The sequence below is a fragment of the Streptomyces sp. GSL17-111 genome (assembly GCF_037911585.1).
GTDB lineage: Bacteria > Actinomycetota > Actinomycetes > Streptomycetales > Streptomycetaceae > Streptomyces.
The window spans coordinates 336821-358834 of record NZ_JBAJNS010000001.1; the positions used below are offsets into that span (position 1 = coordinate 336821).

At 75.3% G+C, this 22014-nt stretch carries 21 protein-coding genes; 11 read left to right on the plus strand and 10 right to left on the minus strand.

Annotated features, from left to right (window positions below; translation table 11 throughout):
* Positions 1-86 precede the first annotated feature (86 nt).
* Positions 87-1787: a chitinase gene (locus tag V6D49_RS01575; RefSeq protein ID WP_340556403.1), complete on the minus strand. Its 1701-nt coding sequence runs from the start codon at positions 1785-1787 to the stop codon at positions 87-89.
* Between the two features lie 258 nt (positions 1788-2045).
* A complete protein-coding gene (locus tag V6D49_RS01580) occupies positions 2046-2969 on the minus strand; it encodes a MerR family transcriptional regulator (RefSeq protein ID WP_340556404.1) in 924 nt (307 codons plus the stop codon).
* A 155-nt stretch (positions 2970-3124) separates the two neighbouring features.
* On the opposite strand from V6D49_RS01580, the gene V6D49_RS01585 reads away from it, so the two are divergent.
* From V6D49_RS01585 to V6D49_RS01605, 5 genes are all read left to right on the plus strand, one after another.
* Positions 3125-3364 (plus strand): hypothetical protein, encoded by a 240-nt coding sequence (locus V6D49_RS01585; protein ID WP_340556405.1) that lies wholly within the window; start codon positions 3125-3127, stop codon positions 3362-3364.
* Between the two features lie 269 nt (positions 3365-3633).
* The gene (locus V6D49_RS01590; protein ID WP_340556406.1) at positions 3634-4794 is read left to right on the plus strand and encodes a polyprenyl synthetase family protein; all 1161 of its coding nucleotides are present in this window, start codon (positions 3634-3636) and stop codon (positions 4792-4794) included.
* Entirely contained in the window at positions 4791-6335 is a 1545-nt protein-coding gene (gene crtI, locus V6D49_RS01595; protein WP_340556407.1) for a phytoene desaturase family protein, read from the plus strand. Before V6D49_RS01590 ends, crtI begins: the two co-directional genes overlap by 4 nt.
* Positions 6332-7312 carry a phytoene/squalene synthase family protein gene (locus V6D49_RS01600; RefSeq protein ID WP_340556408.1) on the plus strand — a complete coding sequence of 327 codons (981 nt, stop codon included), beginning with the start codon at positions 6332-6334 and terminating at the stop codon, positions 7310-7312. The genes crtI and V6D49_RS01600 overlap by 4 nt, the downstream gene beginning before the upstream one ends.
* Positions 7309-8310: a DUF5914 domain-containing protein gene (locus V6D49_RS01605; protein WP_340556410.1), complete on the plus strand. Its 1002-nt coding sequence runs from the start codon at positions 7309-7311 to the stop codon at positions 8308-8310. Before V6D49_RS01600 ends, V6D49_RS01605 begins: the two co-directional genes overlap by 4 nt.
* Here V6D49_RS01605 and V6D49_RS01610 read toward each other — a convergent pair.
* Positions 8283-9050: a class I SAM-dependent methyltransferase gene (locus V6D49_RS01610; protein ID WP_340556412.1), complete on the minus strand. Its 768-nt coding sequence runs from the start codon at positions 9048-9050 to the stop codon at positions 8283-8285. The two genes, V6D49_RS01605 and V6D49_RS01610, sit on opposite strands and share 28 nt — an antisense overlap.
* Positions 9051-9193: 143 nt before the next feature.
* Here V6D49_RS01610 and V6D49_RS01615 point away from each other — a divergent pair, with 143 nt between their 5' ends.
* The 4 genes from V6D49_RS01615 to V6D49_RS01630 all read left to right on the plus strand — a co-directional run bounded on the left by V6D49_RS01615 (position 9194) and on the right by V6D49_RS01630 (position 13719).
* Positions 9194-10405 carry a lycopene cyclase family protein gene (locus V6D49_RS01615; protein ID WP_340556414.1) on the plus strand — a complete coding sequence of 404 codons (1212 nt, stop codon included), beginning with the start codon at positions 9194-9196 and terminating at the stop codon, positions 10403-10405.
* Complete coding sequence (locus tag V6D49_RS01620) at positions 10402-12003, plus strand: NAD(P)/FAD-dependent oxidoreductase (RefSeq protein WP_340556416.1); 1602 nt, start codon at positions 10402-10404, stop codon at positions 12001-12003. The genes V6D49_RS01615 and V6D49_RS01620 overlap by 4 nt, the downstream gene beginning before the upstream one ends.
* A 52-nt stretch (positions 12004-12055) precedes the next feature.
* A complete protein-coding gene (locus V6D49_RS01625) occupies positions 12056-12631 on the plus strand; it encodes a Dps family protein (protein WP_340556418.1) in 576 nt (191 codons plus the stop codon).
* Between the two features lie 188 nt (positions 12632-12819).
* Positions 12820-13719 carry a TIGR01777 family oxidoreductase gene (locus V6D49_RS01630; protein WP_340556420.1) on the plus strand — a complete coding sequence of 300 codons (900 nt, stop codon included), beginning with the start codon at positions 12820-12822 and terminating at the stop codon, positions 13717-13719.
* 66 nt (positions 13720-13785) lie between these two features.
* Here the strand turns inward: V6D49_RS01630 and V6D49_RS01635 are convergent, their stop codons facing one another.
* Positions 13786-14202: an OsmC family protein gene (locus tag V6D49_RS01635; protein WP_340556422.1), complete on the minus strand. Its 417-nt coding sequence runs from the start codon at positions 14200-14202 to the stop codon at positions 13786-13788.
* Between the two features lie 156 nt (positions 14203-14358).
* Between V6D49_RS01635 and V6D49_RS01640 the strand changes: the two genes are divergently transcribed.
* The gene (locus V6D49_RS01640) at positions 14359-15894 is read left to right on the plus strand and encodes a cryptochrome/photolyase family protein (protein WP_340556424.1); all 1536 of its coding nucleotides are present in this window, start codon (positions 14359-14361) and stop codon (positions 15892-15894) included.
* Positions 15895-15930: 36 nt separating this feature from the next.
* Here the strand turns inward: V6D49_RS01640 and V6D49_RS01645 are convergent, their stop codons facing one another.
* On the minus strand, positions 15931-16281 hold the full coding sequence (locus tag V6D49_RS01645; RefSeq protein ID WP_340563609.1) for a DUF3140 domain-containing protein: 351 nt from the start codon (positions 16279-16281) through the stop codon (positions 15931-15933).
* Between the two features lie 2 nt (positions 16282-16283).
* The gene (locus tag V6D49_RS01650) at positions 16284-16508 is read right to left on the minus strand and encodes a hypervirulence associated TUDOR domain-containing protein (protein ID WP_340556425.1); all 225 of its coding nucleotides are present in this window, start codon (positions 16506-16508) and stop codon (positions 16284-16286) included.
* A gap of 165 nt (positions 16509-16673) precedes the next feature.
* Between V6D49_RS01650 and V6D49_RS01655 the strand changes: the two genes are divergently transcribed.
* Positions 16674-18119, plus strand: a complete 1446-nt coding sequence (locus V6D49_RS01655) for a glyceraldehyde-3-phosphate dehydrogenase (protein ID WP_340556426.1) — start codon at positions 16674-16676, stop codon at positions 18117-18119.
* A 71-nt stretch (positions 18120-18190) separates the two neighbouring features.
* Here the strand turns inward: V6D49_RS01655 and V6D49_RS01660 are convergent, their stop codons facing one another.
* The 4 genes from V6D49_RS01660 to V6D49_RS01675 form a co-directional block, all read right to left on the minus strand.
* A complete protein-coding gene (locus V6D49_RS01660) occupies positions 18191-19048 on the minus strand; it encodes a class II fructose-bisphosphate aldolase (RefSeq protein WP_340556428.1) in 858 nt (285 codons plus the stop codon).
* On the minus strand, positions 19026-19967 hold the full coding sequence (locus tag V6D49_RS01665; RefSeq protein WP_340556430.1) for a 1-phosphofructokinase family hexose kinase: 942 nt from the start codon (positions 19965-19967) through the stop codon (positions 19026-19028). The genes V6D49_RS01660 and V6D49_RS01665 overlap by 23 nt, the downstream gene beginning before the upstream one ends.
* Positions 19964-20920: an ROK family protein gene (locus V6D49_RS01670; protein ID WP_340556432.1), complete on the minus strand. Its 957-nt coding sequence runs from the start codon at positions 20918-20920 to the stop codon at positions 19964-19966. The genes V6D49_RS01665 and V6D49_RS01670 overlap by 4 nt, the downstream gene beginning before the upstream one ends.
* 64 nt (positions 20921-20984) lie before the next feature.
* Complete coding sequence (locus V6D49_RS01675; protein ID WP_340556434.1) at positions 20985-21944, minus strand: SIS domain-containing protein; 960 nt, start codon at positions 21942-21944, stop codon at positions 20985-20987.
* Positions 21945-22014 lie beyond the last annotated feature (70 nt).

The window sequence follows — 22014 nt, forward strand, 5'->3', positions numbered from 1 at the left end:
GCCCCTGGCCACGGGCGGACGTGCGAGGGGCCGTGCCGCCCGCTCGAGCGGGTGGCACGGCCCTTCCGGCGTCGCCGGTGCCGTCGTTACGGCAGGTTGTGGACGTGCGGTCCGACCGCGTTGGACCAGGCGTTGCCCGCCGTGGCGTCCCAGTTCGTCGACCAGGTCATCGCGCCGCGCAGGGACGGGTACGTCGTGGACGGCGTGAAGTTGCCGCAGTTGGTGCCGCGAGTCAGGCAGTCCAGGGCGTTGTTGACGATCGTCGGGGAGACGTAGCCGCTGCCCGCACCCCGCGTGGACGCGGGGACGCCGAGGCCGACCTGCGAGGGGTCGAGCCCGCCCTCCAGCTGGATGCAGGCCAGCGCGGTGAGGAAGTCCACCGAGCCCTGCGAGTAGACCTGACCGTCGCAGCCGAGCATCGAACCGCTGTTGTAGTACTGCATGTTGACGACCGTGAGGATGTCCTTCACGGCGAGCGCCAGCTTGAAGTACTCGGTACCGGTGTGCTGCATGTCGATGGTCTGCGGGGCCATGGTGAGCACCATGGAGGGACCGGCCTTGGCGGAGAGCTGACGCAGCGCCTTGGTGAGGTAGGTGGAGTTGATGCCGTGCTCCAGGTCGATGTCGACCCCGTTGAAGCCGTACTCCTGCATCAGGGCGTAGGTGCTGTTCGCGAACGCGGTGGCGGCGGCGTCGCTGTTGATGAGAACGTTGCCCTTCTCGCCGCCGACCGAGATGATCACGGACTTCCCGTCGGCCTGCTTGGCCGCGATGTCGGACCGGAACTCCGCCTCGGAGGAGTAGCCGAGGGCCGGGTCGAGGTTGAAGACGATCTCACCGGGCGTGCTCGTGGAGTCGGCGAAGGCCACCGCGATGATGTCGTACTGGTCCTGCACGTCCCGCAGCTTCTGCACGGTCGCGCCGTTGTCGAAGTTCTGCCAGTAGCCCGTCAGAGCGTGCTTGGGCACCGCCGGGTTGCCGGGCGGGGTGCCTCCCTTGGAGGTGCGCCCGGTGACGGTGGCGGACTTCCCGGACTCACCGGCCGCGTTGGTCGCCGTCACCTGGAAGTCGTACGCCGTGTCCTCCGCCAGCCCGCTCACCGTGGCGGCGGTGCCGCTGACGGACTGGACCCTGCTGCCGTCGCGGTAGACGTTGTAGCCGGTGGCCCCCGTGACCGGGGCCCAGCTCAGCGCGATCGAGGACGAGGTGACGGTGCCGACCGTGGGCGCGTCGGGGGCCTCGGGCACGACGGGGTCGGGGTCGGTGCCGCCGCCTCCGTCCGGGCCGAACACGCTGACGTCGTCGACGTGGTAAGCGGCCGTGCCGTACCAGCCGTGGGTGTAGACGGTCACCGAGTCGGTGTCGGCGCCGGTGGTGAAGCTGGTGGAGAGCTTGGTCCAGGACCCGCTGCCCTGGGTCCAGGTGGACACGTCGGTGGTGCCCGTCCCGGTCGCCCCGAGATAGGTGTAGCCACCCTGCACCCAGGCGCTGACGGTGTACGTGGAGCCGGGCTTGACCTTGAGGGTCTGGGTGCACCGGGCGTTGTCGTGACCGGCGGGCGTGGCCTTGAGCGCGCCGGCGCCGGTGCGGACGGGTGAGGAGACGGCCGCACCGCTGCCGGCGGAGCAGGACCAGTTGCTGAGGCCGGACTCGAATCCGGCGTTCTTGACGACGTTGACGTCCGCGGCCTGCGCGGTTCCGGCCGTTCCCATGAGACAGAGTCCGGCGCCGAGGGCGAGCGCCAGCCCTGCTCCCAGCCCTCTGCGGGCGGGTGTGCTGCGGTCCACTTGCGTCCTCCGGTGGGGGATCGGGAGAGGTGCCGGGGCAGGGGCTTCCGGCTCCGTGGGTGCGGTGGCCACCGTGGACGTACAAGCTGGTCCAGACCAATTGCGTTGTCAAGGCTTCCGACAGGAATCCGGCCGGACGGCATCCCGGGTGTGCGAAGGCGTTGTCCGCCCCCGCCGGTTCCGCCGCACGTCAGCCGATGCCCGGTCAGCCGGCTGGTGACGCAGGGGGGTTGGTTCGGCCGGGCGCCCGCCCTCACCTCACGCCGGGCCGCTCCGGGGAGCGGGAGCGCGGGCCGTCAGGGCGCGTACGGCGTCGGGCAGGCTCACCAGGAGGGGTGCGGACGTCCCGTCGGACGGGGGCGTCGGCCAGCCGGGGCCCGCCGGGTGCACCGGCGCCGGACCCGCCTGAGCCGCGCGGCGCAGCAGGGCGACGTCAGCCGTCGTGGCCCGGCGCGCCCACAGGACGACCGCGTGCGGGCGGACGGCTGCGACGGCGTCGGCGAGCGCGCGGCCGGGCAGGTACCCGGTCAGGACGCCGGGTTGGCCACGCTCGGCGAGGGCTGCGGCCAGCGCCGTCATCGGCAGGGTGTGGTGCTCCCCGGGCGCGGCGGCCAGGAGGACGGGCGGGCGCGCGACGTCGACCGGGCGGGCCGCGAGGTGCCCGCGCAGGGCGGCTTCGAGGATGCCGCTGGCCAGGTGCTCGGTCTCGACGCCGCATCCGGTGGCGTTCCAGTGGTCGCCGATGGCCACGAGGGCGGGCGCGAACACGGCCGTCCAGGCCCCGGCGGCACCGTGCCGGCGCAGTGCCGCGCCCGCGAGGCGGGTGAGCGCGGGCGCGTCGAGGGCGTGCATGGCGGTGAGGAGATCCCGGGCGACGACGTCGGGCGGTGTGCGGTCGGCGGTCGGTGCCGTCCGCACCACGCGGGCCGCGTCAGCGGCGGCGACGCCCTGGCGCAGCAGGTCGAGCATGCGCTGCAGGCGCCGGAGGTCGTCCGGGGAGTAGCGGCGGTGGCCGCCGCTACTGCGCCCCGAGGGGCCGAGGCCGTAACGGCGTTCCCAGGCCCGGAGGGTGGCGGCGTTGGTCCGCAGCCGCTTGGCGGCGGCGCCCACCGGGAGCAGCACCGGCGGTGCCTCGGCGGGCCGGGGCACCGCCGGGCGGAGAGGTGGGGGGTCGGGCCGCATGGTGCCATGGTCCGGCCGTCGCGGCACGCGGCGCAAACCTCCGTACGGCAAGCAGGTGCACAACTTCCGTCGAGGTTTGGCGTGAGCGGGGTCCGGCTACCCATGTCGGGTCCGACCGCTCTGGCGGTCAGCCCCCCACGTGGAAGAGGTACAGCATGATCGTCAAGAAGATGCATGAAGCGGGTGTACGCAGCGAGCACGCCTATCTCGCGGCGTTCGTCTCCATCGGCGGCGCCCTGGTCACCTGGATGACGTCCAACAGGACCGAGCACGCCGGGGTCGACCGCGCGGACCGGTGGGGGATCTTCATCGGCGAATGGGCGCCGACCTTCTTCGGCCTCGGGGTGGCGCTCTCCCAGTACGAGCAGATCGAGGGATCCCTGGGCTCCCAGTGACGCAACGCGGCGGTCCCCCGCCCCCGTCGGGGCCGCCGCACGCCGCGCCCCGCCGCGCCACCCGTCCCGCCCGCCCGTCGGCGGGCGACGCCGCGTGCGGAAGTCCAGCCAGTTCGCCGTTTCCGCCGAAGGGAGCCGCTGTGCGGCACCGGGCCCCCACTCCTGCCACCACGCGTCCGGCCGTCACCGCGAAGGGGGCGGAAAGACCCGTTCCCGCGCCCGCCCTGACGGAGCCCCGGGGTTCCTCGGCCCACCGTGCGGTGGGTGCCGTGGCCGAGGTGGCGCCGGCGGTCGAGGACGTGCTGAGCGCGTACCTGGCCGAGCGCGCCGCCGAGAGCGGAACCGTCGGTGCCCAGTTCACCGGTGATGTCGTCGGGCACCTCACCCGGTTCCTGCTCGGCGGCGGCAAACGGCTGCGGCCGGCGTTCCTGTGGTGCGGCTGGCGGGCCGGGGGCGGCACGGGGGCCACCGAGGGCGACATCCTGCGGATCGGCGCCGCGCTGGAGTTGCTCCAGGGGTGCGCGCTCATCCACGACGACCTCATGGACGGCTCGGCCGTGCGGCGCGGCAGTCCCTCGACGCCCGCCGCCTTCACCACCCTGCACCGCTCGCGGGCGCTGTCGGGTGACCCGGCGCGCTTCGGCGCCTCGGCCGCACTGCTGGCGGGGGACCTGGCGCTGGTGTGGGCGCAGGACCTGTGGGAGGAGACGGCGCTGTCCGCCACCGCGCGGCGGCGCGGCCGGGCGCTGTGGCGGACCATGCGCACGGAGATGGTGGCCGGCCAGTACCTCGACCTGTACGGGCAGGCGGCGGGCTCCTGGTCGCCGCCGGAGACGCTGCGGGTCGCCCATCTCAAGGCCGGGCTCTACACCGTCCAACGGCCCCTCGGGCTGGGGGCCGCGATCGCCGGGGCGGGACGGCGTACGCGCGAGGCGCTGGAGCGGGCGGGGCAGGCCGTGGGCGTGGTGTTCCAACTGCTCGACGACCTCTCGGACCTCTACGGGCAGCCGTCCTCGGCGGGCCGGCCGGCCGGGGAGGACGTCCGGCGGGGGACGCCGACCTACCTGATGGCCGTCGCCATGGAACGGGCCCGCACCGGTGGACACCGGACGGCCGAGCGGGTCCTCACCGAGGCTCTGGGCGACGCGGCCCTGGACGAGGCGGGGCTGGAGCGCGTGCGCGCCGCGGTGGCCCGGGTCGGAGCGCGCACCGTGGTGGAGCGGCACATCGAGGAGCTGACCGGGCAGGCGCGGGACGCCATCGCCGAGGCCGGTCTGGACGACGTCGTGGAACAGGAGTTGAACCAGGTGATCGAGGACGTCGTGCGGGCACCGCTGACCGCGCCGGACCGCCGGGGGACCGCCGGGCGGTCCGGGGAGCACACCGGTTCCCGCGCGGGTCGGGGTACGCGGCGGGGTGATGCCGCGTGAAGGCGGTCAAGGGGGCGACGGACCACGTGGTCGTCGTCGGAGCCGGGCTGTCCGGCCTCTCGGCGGCACTGCACCTGCTGGCGGCGGGGCGGGCGGTGACGGTGGTGGAGCGGGCCGACGAGCCGGGCGGCCGGGCCGGCCGCCGATCGGCGTCCGGCTACCACATCGACACCGGTCCGACGGTGCTGACCATGCCGGACCTCGTGGACGAGGCGATGGGAGCGGTGGGTGAACGGCTCACCGACCGGGTGGAGTTGTACCGGCTCGACCCGGCCTACCGGGCCCGCTTCGCCGACGGCTCGCACATCGACGTGCACACCGACGCGCAGGCCATGGAGGCGGAGATCCTGCGGGTCGCCACCCCGGCGGACGCCCGGGGCTACCGGCGGCTGCGCGGCTGGCTGGAACAGCTGTACCGGGTGCAGATGCGGACCTTCATCGACGCCAACTTCGACTCCCCCCTCGGCCTGCTCGGCCCCGACCTGGCGCGGCTGGCCGCGCTCGGCGGTTTCGGGTCGTGGCACGGCAGGGTGGCCCGCTTCGTGCGGGACGAGCGGCTGCGGCGGATCTTCTCGTTCCAGGCGCTGTACGCGGGCGTTCCCCCGACCCGGGCCCTGGCCGCGTACGCGGTCATCGCCTACATGGACACCGTGGCCGGGGTGTGGTTCCCCCGGGGCGGGATGCACGCCGTGCCCCGGGCCATGGCGGACGCCGCAGGGGCGGCCGGGGCCCGGTTCGTCTTCGGCACGGAGGTGTCCGCGCTCGAACGCGCCGGGGGCCGCGCCGCCGCCGTGCGGACGGCGGACGGGGGCCGCATCGCCTGCGACGCCGTCGTCCTCACCTGCGACCTGCCCGTCGCGCACCGCCTGCTGGGCGGGGCGCCACGCCGCCCGATGGCGCTGCGCTACGCGCCCTCGGCCGTCGTCCTCCACCTGGGCGGGGAGCGGACGTGGCCGGAGCTGGGCCACCACACGCTGTCGTTCGGCGCCGCGTGGGAACGCACCTTCGACGAACTCACCCGGACGGGCTCACTGATGACGGACCCCTCGCTCCTCGTGACCCGCCCGACGGCCACCGACCCCGGCCTGGCCCCGGCGGGGCGGCACCTGCACTACGTACTGGCCCCGTGCCCCAACCTGCACCGCGGCCCGCGCGACTGGGACCGGCTGGCGCCCCGCTACCGCGACGAGATCTGCGCCGAGCTCCGGCGGCGCGGCCTGGACGGCTTCGGGGACGCGCCGGAGTTCGAGGAGGTCGTCACCCCGGCCGACTGGGCACGCCAGGGGATGGCGGCGGGCACGCCGTTCTCCGCCGCCCACACCTTCGCCCAGACTGGGCCGTTCCGCCCGCGCAACCTGCCGCGGGGGTGGGACAACGTCGTCCTGGCGGGCTGCGGGACGACGCCCGGCGTGGGCGTGCCCACCGCCGTCGTCTCGGGCAGGCTGGCCGCCGCCCGGGTCACCGGCGGCCCACGCCGTCCGCGGCGGGGCGGTGCGGACGCGTCCGCGCTCACGGCGGCCGGAACGGGAGGTGCGCGATGACGGCCCGCGAACTGGACGCGGCGGGTGTCCACGGTGACGCGCTGCGCGCCGCCTACGCCCGCTGTCGCCGCATCAACGCCCGGGGCGGCGCGACGTACTTCCTGGCCACCCGGCTGCTGACGGCACGCCAGCGCCCGGCCGTGCACGCGTTGTACGGCTTCGCCCGGTACGCCGACGACATCGTCGACGACCTGGACGCCGACGCGGACGCGGCCGAGCGGGCCCGCGCGCTGGACGACCTGGACGCCACCGTGCGCCGGGCCCTGGCCACCGGGCACAGCGACCACCCGGTCCTGGCGGCCCTCGCGGACACGGCGGCCCGCTACGCCATCGAGCCCACCCACTTCACCGACTTCATGCACTCCATGCGGATGGACCTGCACATCACCGAGTACCCGACCTGGCAGGCGCTGCGGGTCTACACGCACGGCTCGGCCGCCGTGATCGGCCTGCAACTGCTGCCCGTCCTCGGCACCGTGGTGCCGCGCGAGGAGGCCGCACCACACGCCGCGTCCCTGGGGGTGGCCTTCCAGCTCACCAACTTCCTCCGGGACGTGGGCGAGGACCTGGACCGGGGCCGCGTCTACCTCCCGCTGGACCTGCTGGCCGCACACGGCGTGGACCGCTCGCTGCTGACGTGGTGCCGGGCCACCGGGCACACCGACCACCGGGTACGGGCCGCGCTGCGGGAGATGATCCACATCACGCGGGGCATCTACCGGCACGCGGCGGCGGGCATTCCGATGCTGGACGGCGTCTCCCGGCCCTGCGTGCGCACGGCGTTCATCCTCTACGAGGCGATCCTGCGCCGGATCGAGGCCGCCGACTGCGCCGTCATCGACCACCGGGCGATCGTGCCGCGCCGGCACCGCGCCGGGATCGCCCTGGGCGGCCTGGCCTCGATCGTCGCCGGGCGGGTCCGCGGTTCCCTCGCCCCGGCCGGCCGGGCGGGTGCGGAGGAAGGAGTTCCGGCGTGAGGCGCACGCTGTCCTGGCGCAGTCCGCTGCGGCTGCTGCCCGCCCCGCCGTGGAGCGCCCAGGAGCCCACCTGGCGGGCCGCGAAGCCGCAGCTCATCGCCGACGCGCTGAAACGGGCGGAGGCGCGTCCGGCGGGCAACTGGTACGTCCTGGCGGCCAGCCGCGAGGTGGTGCCGGGCCGGCCGCACGGACGCACGGTGGCCGGGCGGGAGATCGTGCTCTGGCGCGCGGATTCCGGGGAGCTCACCGCGGGGCCGGGCGCCTGCCCCCACCTGGGGGCACCCCTGTGCCAGGGGGCGGTGACGGAGGGACGGCTGGTGTGCCACTGGCACGGCCTCGGACTCACCGCGCGGGGCGGGCCGGGCTGGGAACCCTTCCCGGTGCACGACGACGGCGTGCTCGCCTGGGTGCGGCTGGACGACGTGGGCGGGGAGCCGCCGCTCCCCGCGCCCCGGGTGCCGCCTCGGCCCCGGCGCGCCGCGTCGGTGGACGCGGTCACGACCGTGGTGGGTTCCTGCGAGCCGGAGGACGTCATCGCCAACCGGCTGGACCCTTGGCACGGCGCGTGGTTCCACCCGTACGCCTTCACCCACCTGTCCGTCGTCGAGGAGCCGCGCCCCGAGGACGGTGACCGGTTCGTGGTGGAGGTCGCCTACCGGCTCGGAACGCGGGCGGCCGTGCCCGTCCGGGCGGTCTTCACCGCGCCGGAACCGCGCACGGTGGTGATGCACATCGTCGAGGGGGAGGGCGCGGGCTCGGTGGTCGAGACGCACGCCACGCCCCTGACGGCGCCCGGGGCGGCCGAGCCGCGCACCGCCGTCGTCGAGGCCGTGCTCGCCACCTCACGGCGTCCCGGGTTCGCGGCCGTCCGGGCCGCCGCGCCCCTGCTGCGGCCACTGATGCGCCGGGCGGCGGCCCGGCTGTGGCGCGACGACCTGGCGTACGCCGAACGACGCCGGGAGCTGCGCGGTCAGGGCCGGTTCCCGGGGGCGACGTGAGCGGCGTCGTCCCCGCCGTCCCCGCCCTCCCCCGGCCGCCGGGCCAGGACGGTGTGGACGATGCCGTGCTGCCAGCCCAGGACGGGTGCCGCCCGCACCTGCTCGTACCCGGCGGCGTACAGCCGGGCGACGAGCCGGGGCACCGTGTCGAAGTCCAGGACGCTGCGCCGCAGATGGTGGTAGAGGTCCGCGCCGCCGGGCCCGAGTGCCCCGGCCGGAATGATCACCGCCCGGCACACCGCTTCCCACAGCAGCCGGTGCCGCCGCGCGCCGGAGAGGCAGTAGTCGTGGACGGCCAGTCGTCCGCCCGGGCGCAGCAGGGTGCGGACGGCGTCCAGGACGGGCGCGGGGGCGCTGAGGTTGCGCACGAGGTAGGCCGCGAACACCGCGTCGAAGGGGCCGGTGACCCCGGCGGATGCCAGCCGTTCGGCGGGGGCGTGGACGAACCGCACGTGCGGCGGCCAGCGTTTGTCCGCCGCGCGGCGGAGCATCCCCGGCGAGGCGTCGACCGCGACGATCTCGGCCAGGGGGGCCGTGTCGAGCAGAGCACGGGTGGAGGCACCGGTACCGCAGCCGAGGTCGAGCACCCGCAGACCGCGCCCCCCGTCCGGCAGCCGCAGCCTCCGGGCCGAGCGGCGCAGTTGGGTGTGGTACCCGGGGCTGGCGCCGACGAAGCGGTCGTAGGCGCCGGACGCCCGGTCGAAGGCCGTGGCGAGCTCGCCGTCGCGGAGCAGGGTCACGGAGGGCACCTTTCGTTCGGACGGCGGAGCCGCCGGTGTGCGGCTCCGGCCTCGCCGGTACCCCGTCCGGGCGGTTTCTCCCCCGGCCATCGGAGTGGTGGCCCGCACGGTCCCCGCCGGGGGCGCGCGTGAGGGGCCTCGACGTGGACGCCGTGGTGGTCGGTGGCGGCGCCGCCGGGCTGTCGCTGGCCCGGCACCTGACGGCCGAGCCCGGCGCCGCGCCGACGGTCGCGGTCGTCGAGCCGCCGTCGGGGCCGGTCAGCAGTCCGCCGCGCACCTGGTGCTTCTGGGAGTACGGCGACGGCGGGCTGGAGGAGTTCGTCCACCGCTCCTGGGGCCGGCTCCTCGTACGGGGGGCCGACGGCCGCGCGGTGACCGGTGACGGGTGGGACGGCGTCCGGTACAAGATGATCCGTTCGGCCGACTTCCTGCCCGCCGTCACGGCGGAACTGGCCGCCGACCGGCGGGTGCACCTGGTGACCGCGACCGTCACCGGCGTGCACGACGGCCCGGACGGAGCCCGGGTCACCGGCGTGGACGCGGCCGGGCGGGCGGTCGGCCTGCGGGGACGGTGGGTCTTCGACTCCCGGCCGCCCCGCCGCCTGCCGCCCTCCCGCACGACGCTGTTCCAGCACTTCCGCGGCTGGTTCGTCCGCACCGGGACCGACCGGTTCGACCCGGGCGTCGCGGAGCTGATGGACTTCCGCACCCCGCAGCCGCCCGGCGGGCTGTCCTTCGTCTACGTGCTCCCGCTCGGGCCCCGCGACGCGCTGGTGGAGTACACCGAGTTCGGCCCGGCGCCGCTGGACGACGCGGGGTACCGGGAGGCGCTGGACCACTACACGCGCCGCGTCCGGCCGCTCGGGCCCTTCACGGTCACCGGCACCGAGCAGGGCGTCATCCCCATGACGGACGGCCACTTCCCCCGTCGGCCGGGCGACTCGGTCCTCACCCTCGGTGCCGCGAGCGGAGCGACGCGCCCGGCCACGGGATACACCTTCGCCGCCATCCAGCGTCAGGCCGCCGCCGTCGCCGCCGCGCTGCGGGCGGGGCGCACGCCCGTGCCGCCGCGCCCGCACACGCGCCGCCACCTGGCCATGGACGCCGCCTGGCTGCGCGCTTTGGCCACCGGCCGCATCGACGGTGCCGCCTTCTTCACCCGGCTCTTCGCGGACAACCCGCCGCACCGCGTCCTGGACTTCCTCGACGGCACGTCCGGGCCGGTCGGGGACGTCGCCCTCGGGCTGCGCTGCCCGGTCGGGCCGATGGCCCGCTCCCTGGCCGAACTGCCGTTCCTGCCCCGCCGGACTCCGCCCCTCCCCCGTCCCCGGCCCCTGCGAAAGGCTTCCCGATGACCCGTGCTCCCGGCCGTCCCCGGCTGGCCCGTGACCGGCGCGCCGTCCACCGGCCCGCGCCGCCCGGCGCGCCCCGCCCGCGCGGGCCGGTACGGGCCGCCGTCGTGGGCGGCGGCATCGCCGGGCTGACCGCCGCCGTCGCCCTGGCCGAACGCGGCGTGCGGGTGGAGCTGCTGGAACGCGAACCGGTGCTCGGCGGGCGGGTCGGCGGCTGGGGCACCACGCTGGCCGACGGCACGGACGTCACCATGAGCCGCGGCTTCCACGCGTTCTTCCGCCAGTACTACAACCTGCGCAACCTGTTGCGCCGCGCCGACCCCGCGTTGTCGATGCTGACCCCGCTGCCGGACTACCCGCTGCAGCACGCGGACGGCGCCCGGGACCACTTCGCACACATCCCGCGCACCCCGCCGTGGAGCGTGCTCGCCTTCGCCGCCACCAGCCCCACCTTCACCGCCGCCGGGCTGGCCGGGCTGAACCCGCGTGCCGCGCTGCCGCTGCTCGACGTGCACCCCACGGACGTCTACCGCCGGCTGGACGGGCAGAGCGCGGCGGAGTTCCTCGACGCCGTGCGCTTCCCCGCACCCGCCCGGCACCTGGCCTTCGAGGTCTTCTCCCGGAGCTTCTTCGCCGATCCACAGGAGCTGTCGGCCGCCGAACTGGCCCTGATGTTCCACATCTACTTCCTGGGCTCCGCCGAGGGGCTGCTCTTCGACGTGCCCGCCGAGCCCTTCCCGACTGCTCTGTGGGACCCGCTCGCCGCGCATCTGGACCGGCTCGGGGCCCGCGTCCGCACGCGTCGCCGGGTGGAACGGGTGGCGCCGCGTGACGACGGCGGGTTCGAGCTGACCGTCACCGGTCCGGCGACCGAGCTGGTCACCGAACGGTACGACGCCGTGGTGCTGGCCCTGGACACCGGCGGCCTGCGGACGCTCACCGCCACCTCGCCCGACCTGGGGACGCCCGGCTGGCGCAAGCGCGTGGAGAACCTGCGCCAGGCGCCCCCGTTCTGCGTCTCCCGCTACTGGTTCGACCGGCCCGTGGCGGACGGGCGCCCCGGCTTCCTGGGCACCAGCGGGTTCGGGCCGCTGGACAACGTGAGCGTGCTGGACCGCTACGAGGGCGAGGCGGCGCGCTGGGCACGGCGCACCGGCGGCAGCGTCGTGGAGCTGCACGGCTACGCCGTCGATCCGGCCGCCGACCGCACCGGGGTGCAGGAGCGGCTGCGCCGTGAGCTGGCCCGCGTCTATCCGGAGACCGCGGGCGCGGTCGCGGTCGACGAACGGCACGCGTGGCGGCAGGACTGCCCGCTGTTCGCCCCCGGCGGCTACGAGGACCGTCCCGGCGTGCGCACGCCGCACCCCCGGCTCGTGCTGGCCGGGGACCTGGTGCGCACCGGCGCCCCGGTCGCCCTCATGGAACGCGCCGCCACCACCGGCTTCGAGGCCGCCAACGCCCTGCTGGCCACCTGGCGCGTGCGGGGACACCCGCTGCTGACCGTCCCCCGCGCGGGGCGCTCGGTCCTCCTGCGCTCCCTCGCCCGCGCCCTCTCCCCCGCCAGCGCGCGGCACTCCGCCTCCGACCCACCACGACCCTGACCCACCGGCCCCTGCCGTCACCCGGCTCACGCGCGTTCGGAAGGAACCCGCCATGACGCATCCCCCCACGCCCCGCTACACCGTTCCCGGCCTCACGAACGAGGCGGGGCAGCGGGTCATCGAGCTGCTGCGCGGGCGTCTGCACGCGCTCAACGACCTGGCCCTCACGCTCAAGCACGTCCACTGGAACGTCGTCGGCCCCCACTTCATCGCCGTCCACGAGATGCTCGACCCGCAGGTCGAGGCCGTGCGGGAGATGACGGACAGCACCGCCGAACGCATCGCCACCCTCGGCGGCTCGCCCCCCGGAACGCCCGGCGTCCTGGTGGCCGAGCGCGCGTGGGACGACTACGCCGTCGGACGGGCCGGAGCCATCGAGCACCTCGGGGCCCTCGACCTCGTCTACACGGGCCTCATCGAGGACCACCGCCACGCCATGGCCACGACGGACGACCTCGACCTCGTCACCCAGGACATGCTGATCGAGCATCTGCGCCAGCTGGAGCTGTTCCAGTGGTTCGTCCGCGCCCACCTGGAGAGCGCGGGCGGGTCGCTGAGCACGGCGGGTGCCGCCACCGAGGGCCAGGCCGCCACCCAGGCCGCCGACCGGGCACGCGACGAGCCCTGAGGCCCGGCGCGGTGGCATCACTTTCGGCGTGCGGCGTCCGGCGTCCGGCGTCCGGCTCCGAATCGATGCGCAAGCGGTGCGGCTTGCGCTCCGGCGGCGGGTGCGGGGACGGTGGCGGCAGTTGACGCGGGAACGCCGCCACCGCCGCGCGGGCCCGCCGTCCGAGGCCGGGCACCTAGGAGGGCACTGTGCGCATCGCGATCACCGGTTCCAGCGGACTCATCGGCTCCGCGCTGCTGCGTTCGCTGCGGGCCGACGGCCACGAGGTCGTCCGGCTCGTGCGGCAGCGGCCGACCGCACCGGACGAGGCCCGGTGGGACCCGTCCGGTGGCCGGGTCGACCCCGCCGCGCTCGACGGCCTCGACGGGCTGGTGCACCTGGCCGGCGCGGGGATCGGCGACCGCCGGTGGACGGCCGCGTACAAGCGCCGGATCAGGGACAGCCGGGTCCGGGGGACGACCACCCTCGCCGAGGCGGTGGCCGCCCTCCCCACGCCTCCCCGCGTGCTGGTGTGCGCCAGCGGGATCAGCTACTACGGGGACACCGGGGACCGTCCGGTGGACGAGGAGGCCCCCGGTGGTTCGGGCTTCCTGGCCGACGTCTGCCGGGAGTGGGAGGCGGCTGCCGCGCCCGCGCGCAAGGCCGGGGTGCGCACGGTCTTCGCGCGCACCGGCATGGTGGTCTCGGGGGACGGCGGCGCCTGGGGGCAGCGGCTGATGCCGCTCTTCCGGGCCGGGCTGGGCGGCCGGGTCGGGAACGGTCGGCAGTACTGGAGCTTCATCTCCCTGCGCGACCACGTCGCGGCCCTGCGTCGGCTGCTGGCGGACGACCGGTTCGACGGGCCCGTCAACGTCACCGGCCCCCGGCCCGTCACCAACGCCGAGCTCACCGCCGTGATGGGACGGGTGCTGCGCCGCCCGGCCGTGTTCACCGCGCCCGCCCCCGCACTGCGGCTGGCCCTCGGGGACTTCGCGGACGAGCTGCTCGCCAGCACCCGGGTCGTGCCGGCCCGACTGCTGGACGCCGGGTTCACCTTCGCCCACCCCGGCATCGAGGACGCCGTGCGCGCCGCCGCCGCGCGCCGGTGACGGGGTGACGCGGGCGCCCGGGCGCCCGTGGGACCGGGCGGCGCCCGGAGGCGGTCGGCTCGGGGCTCAGTTCGGCGCGGCCGTCTCCACGGTGGACACGGCGGCGGCCACCGGGCACGACCGCATCGCCTCGCGCACGACGCGCTCGCGGGTGTCCTCGTCCACCCCCGGCAGGTCGACGGCGATCCGCGTGCTGAACGAGAAGCGCATCGCGCCGTCGTGCCGGAGCGAGACCTCCGCCGTGACGCTGCTGCCGCCGAGGTCCGCGCCCATCTCGCTGCCGACGACGCCGAGCGTCTGGTGCAGGCAGGTCGCCACCGCGGCGGCGTAGAGCTGCTCCGGGTTCCAGGCGGCCCCGTCCCCGCTGTTCAGCGCCGGAGGTGCGCTCACGGGCAGGGTCCGCCCGTCGGCGTCGATCCGCACCAGGTCTCCCGCGGAGGCCACGGATGCGGTGTACAGCGTGCTCTCGGAGGACGTCGACATGGTCCGGCTCTCTCCCGTCAGCCACCGTCCGGTGGGGTTGGCGCAGGCCCTCACACCTACCGTGCCGCCGCCGCGCGCAAACCCCCGCGCGTCGCGGCGGGTCACCGGCCGCGACACGTGACACTGACCGGTGACCACAGGAGCGGAGGGACCCACGTGCACACGGACGAGCAGGACGAGCAGGACGACGCGGACGGACCGGACGAGCCGGCCTTCCACTGGCTGTTCGGGGACCAGCTGGGACCGCACTTCCTGCGCCCCGGCGCCACCGTCGTCATGATCGAGTCCCGGGCGGTGTTCCGGCGGCGCCGGTTCCACCGGGCCAAGGCCCATCTGCTGCTGTCCGCGATGCGCCACCGCGCGGCGGAGCTCGGCGACCGGGTGCGGTACGTCCGGGCCGACACCTACCGCGAGGGGCTGGACCGGGCCGTGGGCGACGCGCCGGTGACGGTGCACCACCCCACGTCGCACGCCGCGCTGCGGTTCGTGCGGTCGCTGCCGGGCGTCCGGGTGCTGCCGGCGCGGGGGTTCCTCGTTCCCTTCGAGGAGTTCGGCCGGTGGGTCGGTTCCACCGGCGCGGGACGGCTGCGCATGGAGGACTTCTACCGCACCGTCCGGCGTACGCACGAGCTGCTGATGGAGGGGGACCGGCCCGTCGGCGGGCGCTGGAACCTGGACGCCGACAACCGCGAGGGCCCGCCCAGGGGCGCGGAGGTCCTTCCGGTGCCCGCACCGTACCGGCCGCGTGAGGACGCCATCGACGCGGAGGTCCGCGAGGACCTGGACCGCTGGGAGCGGGAGGGGCTGGTCTCCTTCGTGGGCCGGGACGCCCCGCGCCTGTTCCCGGCCGACCGGGCCGAGGCGCGCCGCGCCCTGCGCGCGTTCGTCGAGCGACGGCTGCCGACGTTCGGGCGCTGGGAGGACGCGATGCTCGGCGAGGACTGGGCGATGAGCCACAGCCTGCTCTCCGCCCCCATGAACCTCGGGCTGCTGGACCCGGCCGAGTGCGTCGAGGCGGCAGAAGGGGCCTACCGCGCGGGCCGTGCCCCGCTCAACTCGGTCGAGGGCTACGTGCGGCAGGTCGCCGGGTGGCGCGAGTACATGTGGCACCTGTACTGGCACTTCGGCCCCGACTACCGGCGGCACAACGCGCTCGGCCACCACGGCCGGCTGCCGGAGTGGTTCACCTCGCTGGACGCCGAGGCCGTCGAGGCGCGCTGCCTGTCGACGGCCCTGGCGCAGGTGCGCGACCGGGGCTGGGTGCACCACATCCCCCGGCTGATGGTCCTCGGCAACCACGCGTTGCAGCGCGGCTGGGATCCCGCAGCGGTCACGGACTGGTTCCACCGGTGCTTCGTGGACGGCTACGACTGGGTCATGCTGCCCAACGTCATCGGGATGTCCCAGTACGCCGACGGCGGCCGCATCACCACGAAGCCGTACGCGTCCGGGGGCGCCTACATCAACAGGATGAGCGACCTGTGCGGGCCGTGCGTCCACCGGCCGGGCGACCGCACCGGGGAGCGTGCGTGCCCCTACACGGCCGGGTACTGGGAGTTCGTGCACCGGCACCGCGAGCGGCTGGCCCGCAACCACCGGACGGTGCGCGCGGTGCGCCAGCTGGAACGGCTGCCGGACCTGGAGGACGTGCTGCGTGCCGCCCGGGAACGCGGCCCGGACGACGCGCCCTGAGCGGTTCGCGCCTGAGCGACCCACACGTGAGCGGCCTCACTCCCCCGCGTCGTCCGCCAGGGGGTCGTGGCCCCAGTTCATCAGGGAGTGCCGCCAGGGCGAGGCGCGCACGTCGCCCCGGGGACGCTGGACGGCATGGCGGTGGACGTAGCCGACGACCTTGCGCATGTGGGCGAGGTCGTCCTCGGTGAGGTCGGACCGCTTGGTGCGCTTCAGCTCGACGATGCGCCGCCCGGAGGCGTGGCCGACGCTCTCGCCGCCGCCGGAGGGCCGCTGTCCCACCTCCCGCGAGGCGTCGGTGGCGAGCCAGCGCTCCAGTTCGGCGGGGGTCATGTTGACCGCCCGGCCGAACGCGTCGATCACCTCGTCACGGTCCGCTCCCGCCATCGTCACGACCCGCCCTTCTTGCGCAGGGCGCGCGGCCGGTGCACGGCACGGCGTCCGGAGCGCTCACTCTCCGCCTCGTACTGGGGCTCCTCGGGGGAGGCGTCCACCGTGCGGCCCGCCGCACGGGTGCGCTTGGTGATCTTCTTCCGAACGGTCCCCGGCACCTGTGTGCCGTGGCTCGGCCAGCTCACCCGGTCGCCCTTCCTGAGCTTCTTGCCCTTGGCCATGGATGCGGCCTCCCTCCGGATCAGTGGGTGGACCAAAGCTGTGGTTTCCTCCTCAACCGGCACAAAACACGACGCGACAGGGGGCGGTCGCAGGTGGCACCGAATGAACGATCAAAATGATGGCCGGTTAACATGTGAGCACCGCCTAGCTCGAAAGATGGATCTGTGACTGTCACCGTGGACTCGTTCACCAACTGGAAGCACCGCGAAGAGATCGCGGAATCGATGATTCCGATCATCGGGAGGCTGCACCGGGAGCGGGACGTCACGATCCTGCTGCACAGCCGTTCCCTGGTGAACAAGTCCGTCGTGAGCATCCTCAAGACCCACCGCTTCGCCCGGCAGATCGCGGGCGAGGAGTTGTCGGTCACCGAGACGCTGCCCTTCCTCCAAACGCTGGCCACCCTCGACCTCGGCCCGTCCCAGATCGACATCGGCATGCTGGCCGCCCTGTACAAGAACGACGACCGGGGGCTGTCGGTCGAGGAGTTCACCACCGAGGCCGTCGCGGGCGCCACGGGCGAGGGCAAGATCGAGCGTCCCGAACCGCGCGACGTCGTCCTCTACGGCTTCGGCCGCATCGGCCGCCTGCTCACCCGGCTGCTGATCGAGAAGACGGGCTCCGGCAACGGACTGCGCCTGCGCGCCATCGTCGTCCGCAAGGGCGCCGGGCAGGACCTCGTCAAGCGCGCCTCGCTGCTGCGCCGCGACTCCATCCACGGCCAGTTCCAGGGCACCATCACCGTGGACGAGGCGAACAGCACCATCGTCGCCAACGGCAACGAGATCAAGGTGATCTACTCCGACGACCCGACCGCGGTGGACTACACCGCCTACGGGATCAAGGACGCGATCCTCATCGACAACACCGGCCGGTGGCGCGACCGTGCGGGCCTGTCGCAACACCTGCGCCCCGGCATCGCCAAGGTGGTGCTCACCGCACCGGGCAAGGGCGACGTCCCCAACATCGTGCACGGCGTCAACCACGACATGATCAAGCCGGACGAGCAGATCCTGTCCTGCGCGTCCTGCACGACGAACGCGATCGTCCCGCCGCTGAAGGCGATGGCCGACGAGTACGGCGTGCTGCGCGGCCACGTGGAGACCGTCCACTCGTTCACCAACGACCAGAACCTGCTGGACAACTACCACAACTCCGACCGCCGGGGGCGGTCCGCGCCGCTCAACATGGTCATCACCGAGACCGGTGCCGCGTCCGCCGTGGCCAAGGCCCTGCCCGACCTCGACGCGAAGATCACCGGCAGCTCGATCCGCGTCCCGGTGCCGGACGTCTCGATCGCGATCCTCAACCTCCAGCTCGCCCGGGAGACCTCCCGCAACGAGGTGCTCGACTACCTCCGCAACGTGTCCCTGACCTCGCCCCTCAAGCGCCAGATCGACTTCATCAGCGCACCGGACGCGGTCTCCAGTGACTTCATCGGCTCGCGCAACGCCTCGATCGTCGACGCGGGGGCCACGAAGGTGGAGGGCGACAACGCCATCCTGTACCTGTGGTACGACAACGAGTTCGGCTACTCGTGCCAGGTCGTCCGCGTCGTGCAGCACGTCTCCGGGGTGGAGTACCCGACCTACCCGGCCCCGGCGGCCTGACCGCGCCTCCCGGCTGCCGGCGTCCCGCGACGGAGCGGTCCGCCGGCAGCCGGCGTTGGCGGGCGGCGGCGTCAGGACGCGGCGGGGACGCGGGCCGTGTCGGCGAGCACGGCCAGCAGCCGGGCCACCTCCGCCGCGACCGCGTCCCGTGCCGGGCCGAGGTACCTGCGCGGGTCGGCGACGGCGGGGTGCTCCGTCAGGTGCGCGCGCACGGCCCGGGTGAACGTCTTGTTGAGATGCGTGGAGATGTTCACCTTGCGCATCCCGGTCGCGACGGCCCTCCGGAGGTCGTCGTCCGGCACGCCCGAGGAGCCGTGCAGGACCAGGGGCACGGGGACGACCCGGCCCAGGCGGGCGATGAGGGCGAAGTCGAGGACGGCGTCGCGGGTGAGCATCGCGTGCGAGCTGCCCACGGCGACGGCCAGGGCGTCCACGCCGGTCGCGCGGACGAACGCCCCGGCCTCGCCGGGGTCGGTCCGCACGCCCGGAGCGTGCGCGCCGTCCTTGCCGCCGATCTCGCCGAGTTCCGCCTCCACCCACACGTTCCGGGTGTGGCAGTGCTCCGTGATCTCGCGGGTGGCGGCGACGTTGGCGGCGTAGGGCAGCCTCGCCGCGTCGAACATCACGGACGTGAAGCCCAGTCCGACGGCCGCCCGCGCGAGTTCGGGCGACTCGGCGTGGTCGAGGTGGACGGCCGCCGGCGCGGCGGAGGCGGCGGCGATGGCCAGCGTCGCGCGGCCCAGCGGTTCCAGCGCCCCGTGGTAGCGGACGGTGTTCTCGCTCAGCTGCAGGACCACCGGGCGGCCCGCCGCCTCGGCGCCCGCGACGATGGCTTCGGCGTGCTCGATCTGCACGACGTTGAACGCCCCGACGCCCACCCCCTCCTCGGCGGCGGAACGGACGAGGTCACCGGTGGGTGTCAGGGGCATGGAGGTCCTCCAGGCGTACGGCCGTCCGCAGACGACGGTAGGTGGCGGTGTCGACGTCCCCGGCCACGGGGCACACGACGGCGGCGGCGGACAGGGCGACGGCGTCCCGCAACACGTCCGGCCACGGCCGTCCGTCCGCGAGTCCGGCGGCCAGGGCGGCGACGCAGGCGTCACCGGCGCCCGTCGGATTGCCGCCGAGGTGCTCGGGCGGGACGGCGCGCCAGGCGCCGTCCGGGGTGTGGGCGCGCAGGCCGCCGGACCCGAATGAGGCCACGACGGACCGCGCGCCCGCGGCGCGCAACGCGTCCACCGCGGCGGCCGTGCCGGTGGCCGGAGCGGCGTTGGCGGCGGCGAGTTCGGCGGCGTTGGGCTTGACCACGTCGGGCGCTGCGGGGAGCGCCGCCCGCAGGGCGGTCCCGCCGGTGTCCAGCACGGTGGGGACACCGGCCGCACGCGCCGCGCTGATCAGCCGCCCGTAGACGTCCGCCGGAAGCCCCGGCGGGACGCTGCCGGACAGGACCACGACCTCGGCGTGCCCGGCCAGGCGGGCGAAGTGGGCGCAGAAGGCCGCCCACTCAGGCGGTGCGACCGGTGGGCCCGGCTGGTTGAAGACGGTGGCGTCGCCGTCCTCCCGCGACACCACGGTGACGGTGCGCCGGGACTCCCCCGCCACGGTGAGGAGTTCGTCCCGCAGCCCGGCCGTGTCCAGTTCCGCGCGGAGGAGGTCGCCGGTCGGTCCGCCGACCAGTCCGGTGACGACCGTCTCCCGGCCCAGGGCCGCCAGGACGCGGGAGACGTTCACGCCCTTCCCACCGGCTCTGCGGTGGGTGGTGTCCACCCGGTGCGAGGTGTTCGGGCGGAGCCGGTCGACGAGGTAGGTGACGTCGAGTGCCGCGTTGAGCGTGACCGTGAGGATCACCGGAACACCACCCCGGCCGGACCGTGGCCGAGTGGGACGGGCGCCGGGTGCCCGCCGTCGGCGGCCCGCCACGCGGCGATGCCCGCGCCGACGCGTCCGGCGGCCTCCCCCAGTTCGGCGCGAACGACCTGCGGCCGGCGCTGGAAGGTGAGGCGGCGCGCGAGCCCCGCCCGGACGGGCGCCAGGAGCAGTTCCCCGGATTCGGCGAGCCCGCCGCCGACGACGACCAGTTCGGTGCCGAGCAACGTGGTCGCGGCGGCCAGCGCCGTGGCCAGCCCGTTCGCCGCGCGCTGCCACACGGCGCGGGCGGCGGGGTCACCGCCGGCCACCCGCGCGGCCACCTCCGCCGCGCCCGCCACGGTCCGCCCGGTGCGCGCGACGTACGCGGCCTCGACGGCGGCGGCCGAGGCGACCGTCTCCAGGCACCCGCGGCCTCCGCAGGCGCACGGGTCGCCGTCCGGGGCGACGACGAGATGGCCCAGCTCCCCGGCGAGGCCCGCGCCCGTGACGGGGCGGCCGTCGCAGATCACGGCGGCCGCGACGCCGGTGCCCACCGCGACGCACAGGACGTCCCGCGCGCCCCGCGCCGCGCCGACGAGGGCCTCGGCCGTCCCGGCGGCCCGGACGTCGTGCCCGAGGGTGACGGGCAGCCCGGTCCGCCGCGTCAGCAGGGCGGCCAGCGGCACGTCGTGCCAGCCGAGGTTGACGGCGCGCAGGGCCCGGCCGGCCGGTTCGTCCACGATCCCCGGCACGACCACCCCGGCGTGGCGGACCGTCAGCGCGGCTGCCCGCGCCCGGGAGTCCAGCTCCCGGAGGGTGGCGGCGATCGCGTCGACGACGGCGTCGGGCCCCTGCCGCCGGGGGGTGGGTCTGCGCACGGTGGCCAGCGGCTCCAGCGCCCGGTCCAGCAGGACGCCCTTCATGCCGGTGCCGCCGACGTCGAGGGCGATCACGCGGTCGCCGGACCGTACGCGGGCGCCCGGCGTACTCCGGTCACCGGGCGCGGCGCTCGGCGGCTCAGCCACGGTCGGGCCCGAGCACGACCGAGCGCGTCAGATTGCGGGGGCGGTCGGGGTCCTGGCCCCGGGCGACCGCGCAGGCGACGGCGAGCCGCTGGGCGCGGACGAGGTCGGCGAGCGGGTCGAGGTCCTCGGGGCCGTCGCCGGAGGCCGCCACCAGGGTGCCGCCGACGCCCCGGACGTCGTCGGCGAGGCCGTCCGGCAGGGGGCCGAACGTCCACACGACGCGGCCGGGGGCGGTGATGCTGACGGGGCCGTGCCGGTACTCCATCGCGGGGTACGCCTCGGTCCACTCCCCCGCGGCCTCGCGCATCTTGAGCGCGGCCTCCAGGGCGAGCCCGTAGGTCCAGCCCGTCCCCAGGAAGGTGACCTGCTCCACCCCGGTGCCACCGCCCGCGAGGGCGTCGAGTGGATCGGCGAGCGCCCGCTCGGCGTCCCGCGCCGCGCGGGCGAGCGGGCGCACCCCGGCGGGCAGGGCGTCCTCCGCCTCCAGGTGGGCCCGGAGCAGGGCGAGGGTGGAGGTGGCGAACCGGGTCTGCACGACCGATTCCTCGTCGGCGAAGTCCAGCACGGCGACGGCGTCGGCGGCCCGCCGCACCGGCGTCGCCGGATCGGCGGTGACGGCGCCGGTCGGCGTGCCGCCCCTAAGGCGGGCGAGCAGGTCCAGCACCTCGGTGGTGGTGCCGGAGCGGGTGAGCGCGAGGACGCGGTCGTAGGAGCGGCCGTGGGGGAACTCGGAGGCGGCGAAGGCGTCCGTCTCCCCGTGGCCGCCCTGTTCGCGCAGGACGGCGTAGGACTGGGCCATGAACCAGGAGGTGCCGCAGCCGACGACCGCCACCCGCTCGCCCCTGCGGGGCAGCACGTCGGCGCACCGGGGGGCGAGGCGTGCCGCCCGGCGCCAGGTGCCGGGCTGGGAGGCGATCTCTTCTGCCGTGCGGGAGGAGGCTGCGATGGTCATACGGGGAGACTCCTTGGGAGGCCGGTCCGTTCCGCTGTCCTGTCTGCGGGAGCAGCCCGACGCACTCTCA

What these genes read in the sequence shown, in the direction of transcription:
- V6D49_RS01580 (WP_340556404.1), bottom strand. Translation starts at nt 2,969, where the DNA reads ATGCGGCCCGACCCCCCACCTCTCCGCCCGGCGGTGCCCCGGCCCGCC.
- V6D49_RS01585 (WP_340556405.1), top strand. Translation starts at nt 3,125, where the DNA reads ATGATCGTCAAGAAGATGCATGAAGCGGGTGTACGCAGCGAGCACGCC.
- V6D49_RS01600 (WP_340556408.1), top strand. Translation starts at nt 6,332, where the DNA reads ATGACGGCCCGCGAACTGGACGCGGCGGGTGTCCACGGTGACGCGCTG.
- V6D49_RS01620 (WP_340556416.1), top strand. Translation starts at nt 10,402, where the DNA reads ATGACCCGTGCTCCCGGCCGTCCCCGGCTGGCCCGTGACCGGCGCGCC.
- V6D49_RS01625 (WP_340556418.1), top strand. Translation starts at nt 12,056, where the DNA reads ATGACGCATCCCCCCACGCCCCGCTACACCGTTCCCGGCCTCACGAAC.
- V6D49_RS01635 (WP_340556422.1), bottom strand. Translation starts at nt 14,202, where the DNA reads ATGTCGACGTCCTCCGAGAGCACGCTGTACACCGCATCCGTGGCCTCC.
- V6D49_RS01645 (WP_340563609.1), bottom strand. Translation starts at nt 16,281, where the DNA reads ATGGCGGGAGCGGACCGTGACGAGGTGATCGACGCGTTCGGCCGGGCG.
- V6D49_RS01650 (WP_340556425.1), bottom strand. Translation starts at nt 16,508, where the DNA reads ATGGCCAAGGGCAAGAAGCTCAGGAAGGGCGACCGGGTGAGCTGGCCG.
- V6D49_RS01660 (WP_340556428.1), bottom strand. Translation starts at nt 19,048, where the DNA reads ATGCCCCTGACACCCACCGGTGACCTCGTCCGTTCCGCCGCCGAGGAG.
- V6D49_RS01675 (WP_340556434.1), bottom strand. Translation starts at nt 21,944, where the DNA reads ATGACCATCGCAGCCTCCTCCCGCACGGCAGAAGAGATCGCCTCCCAG.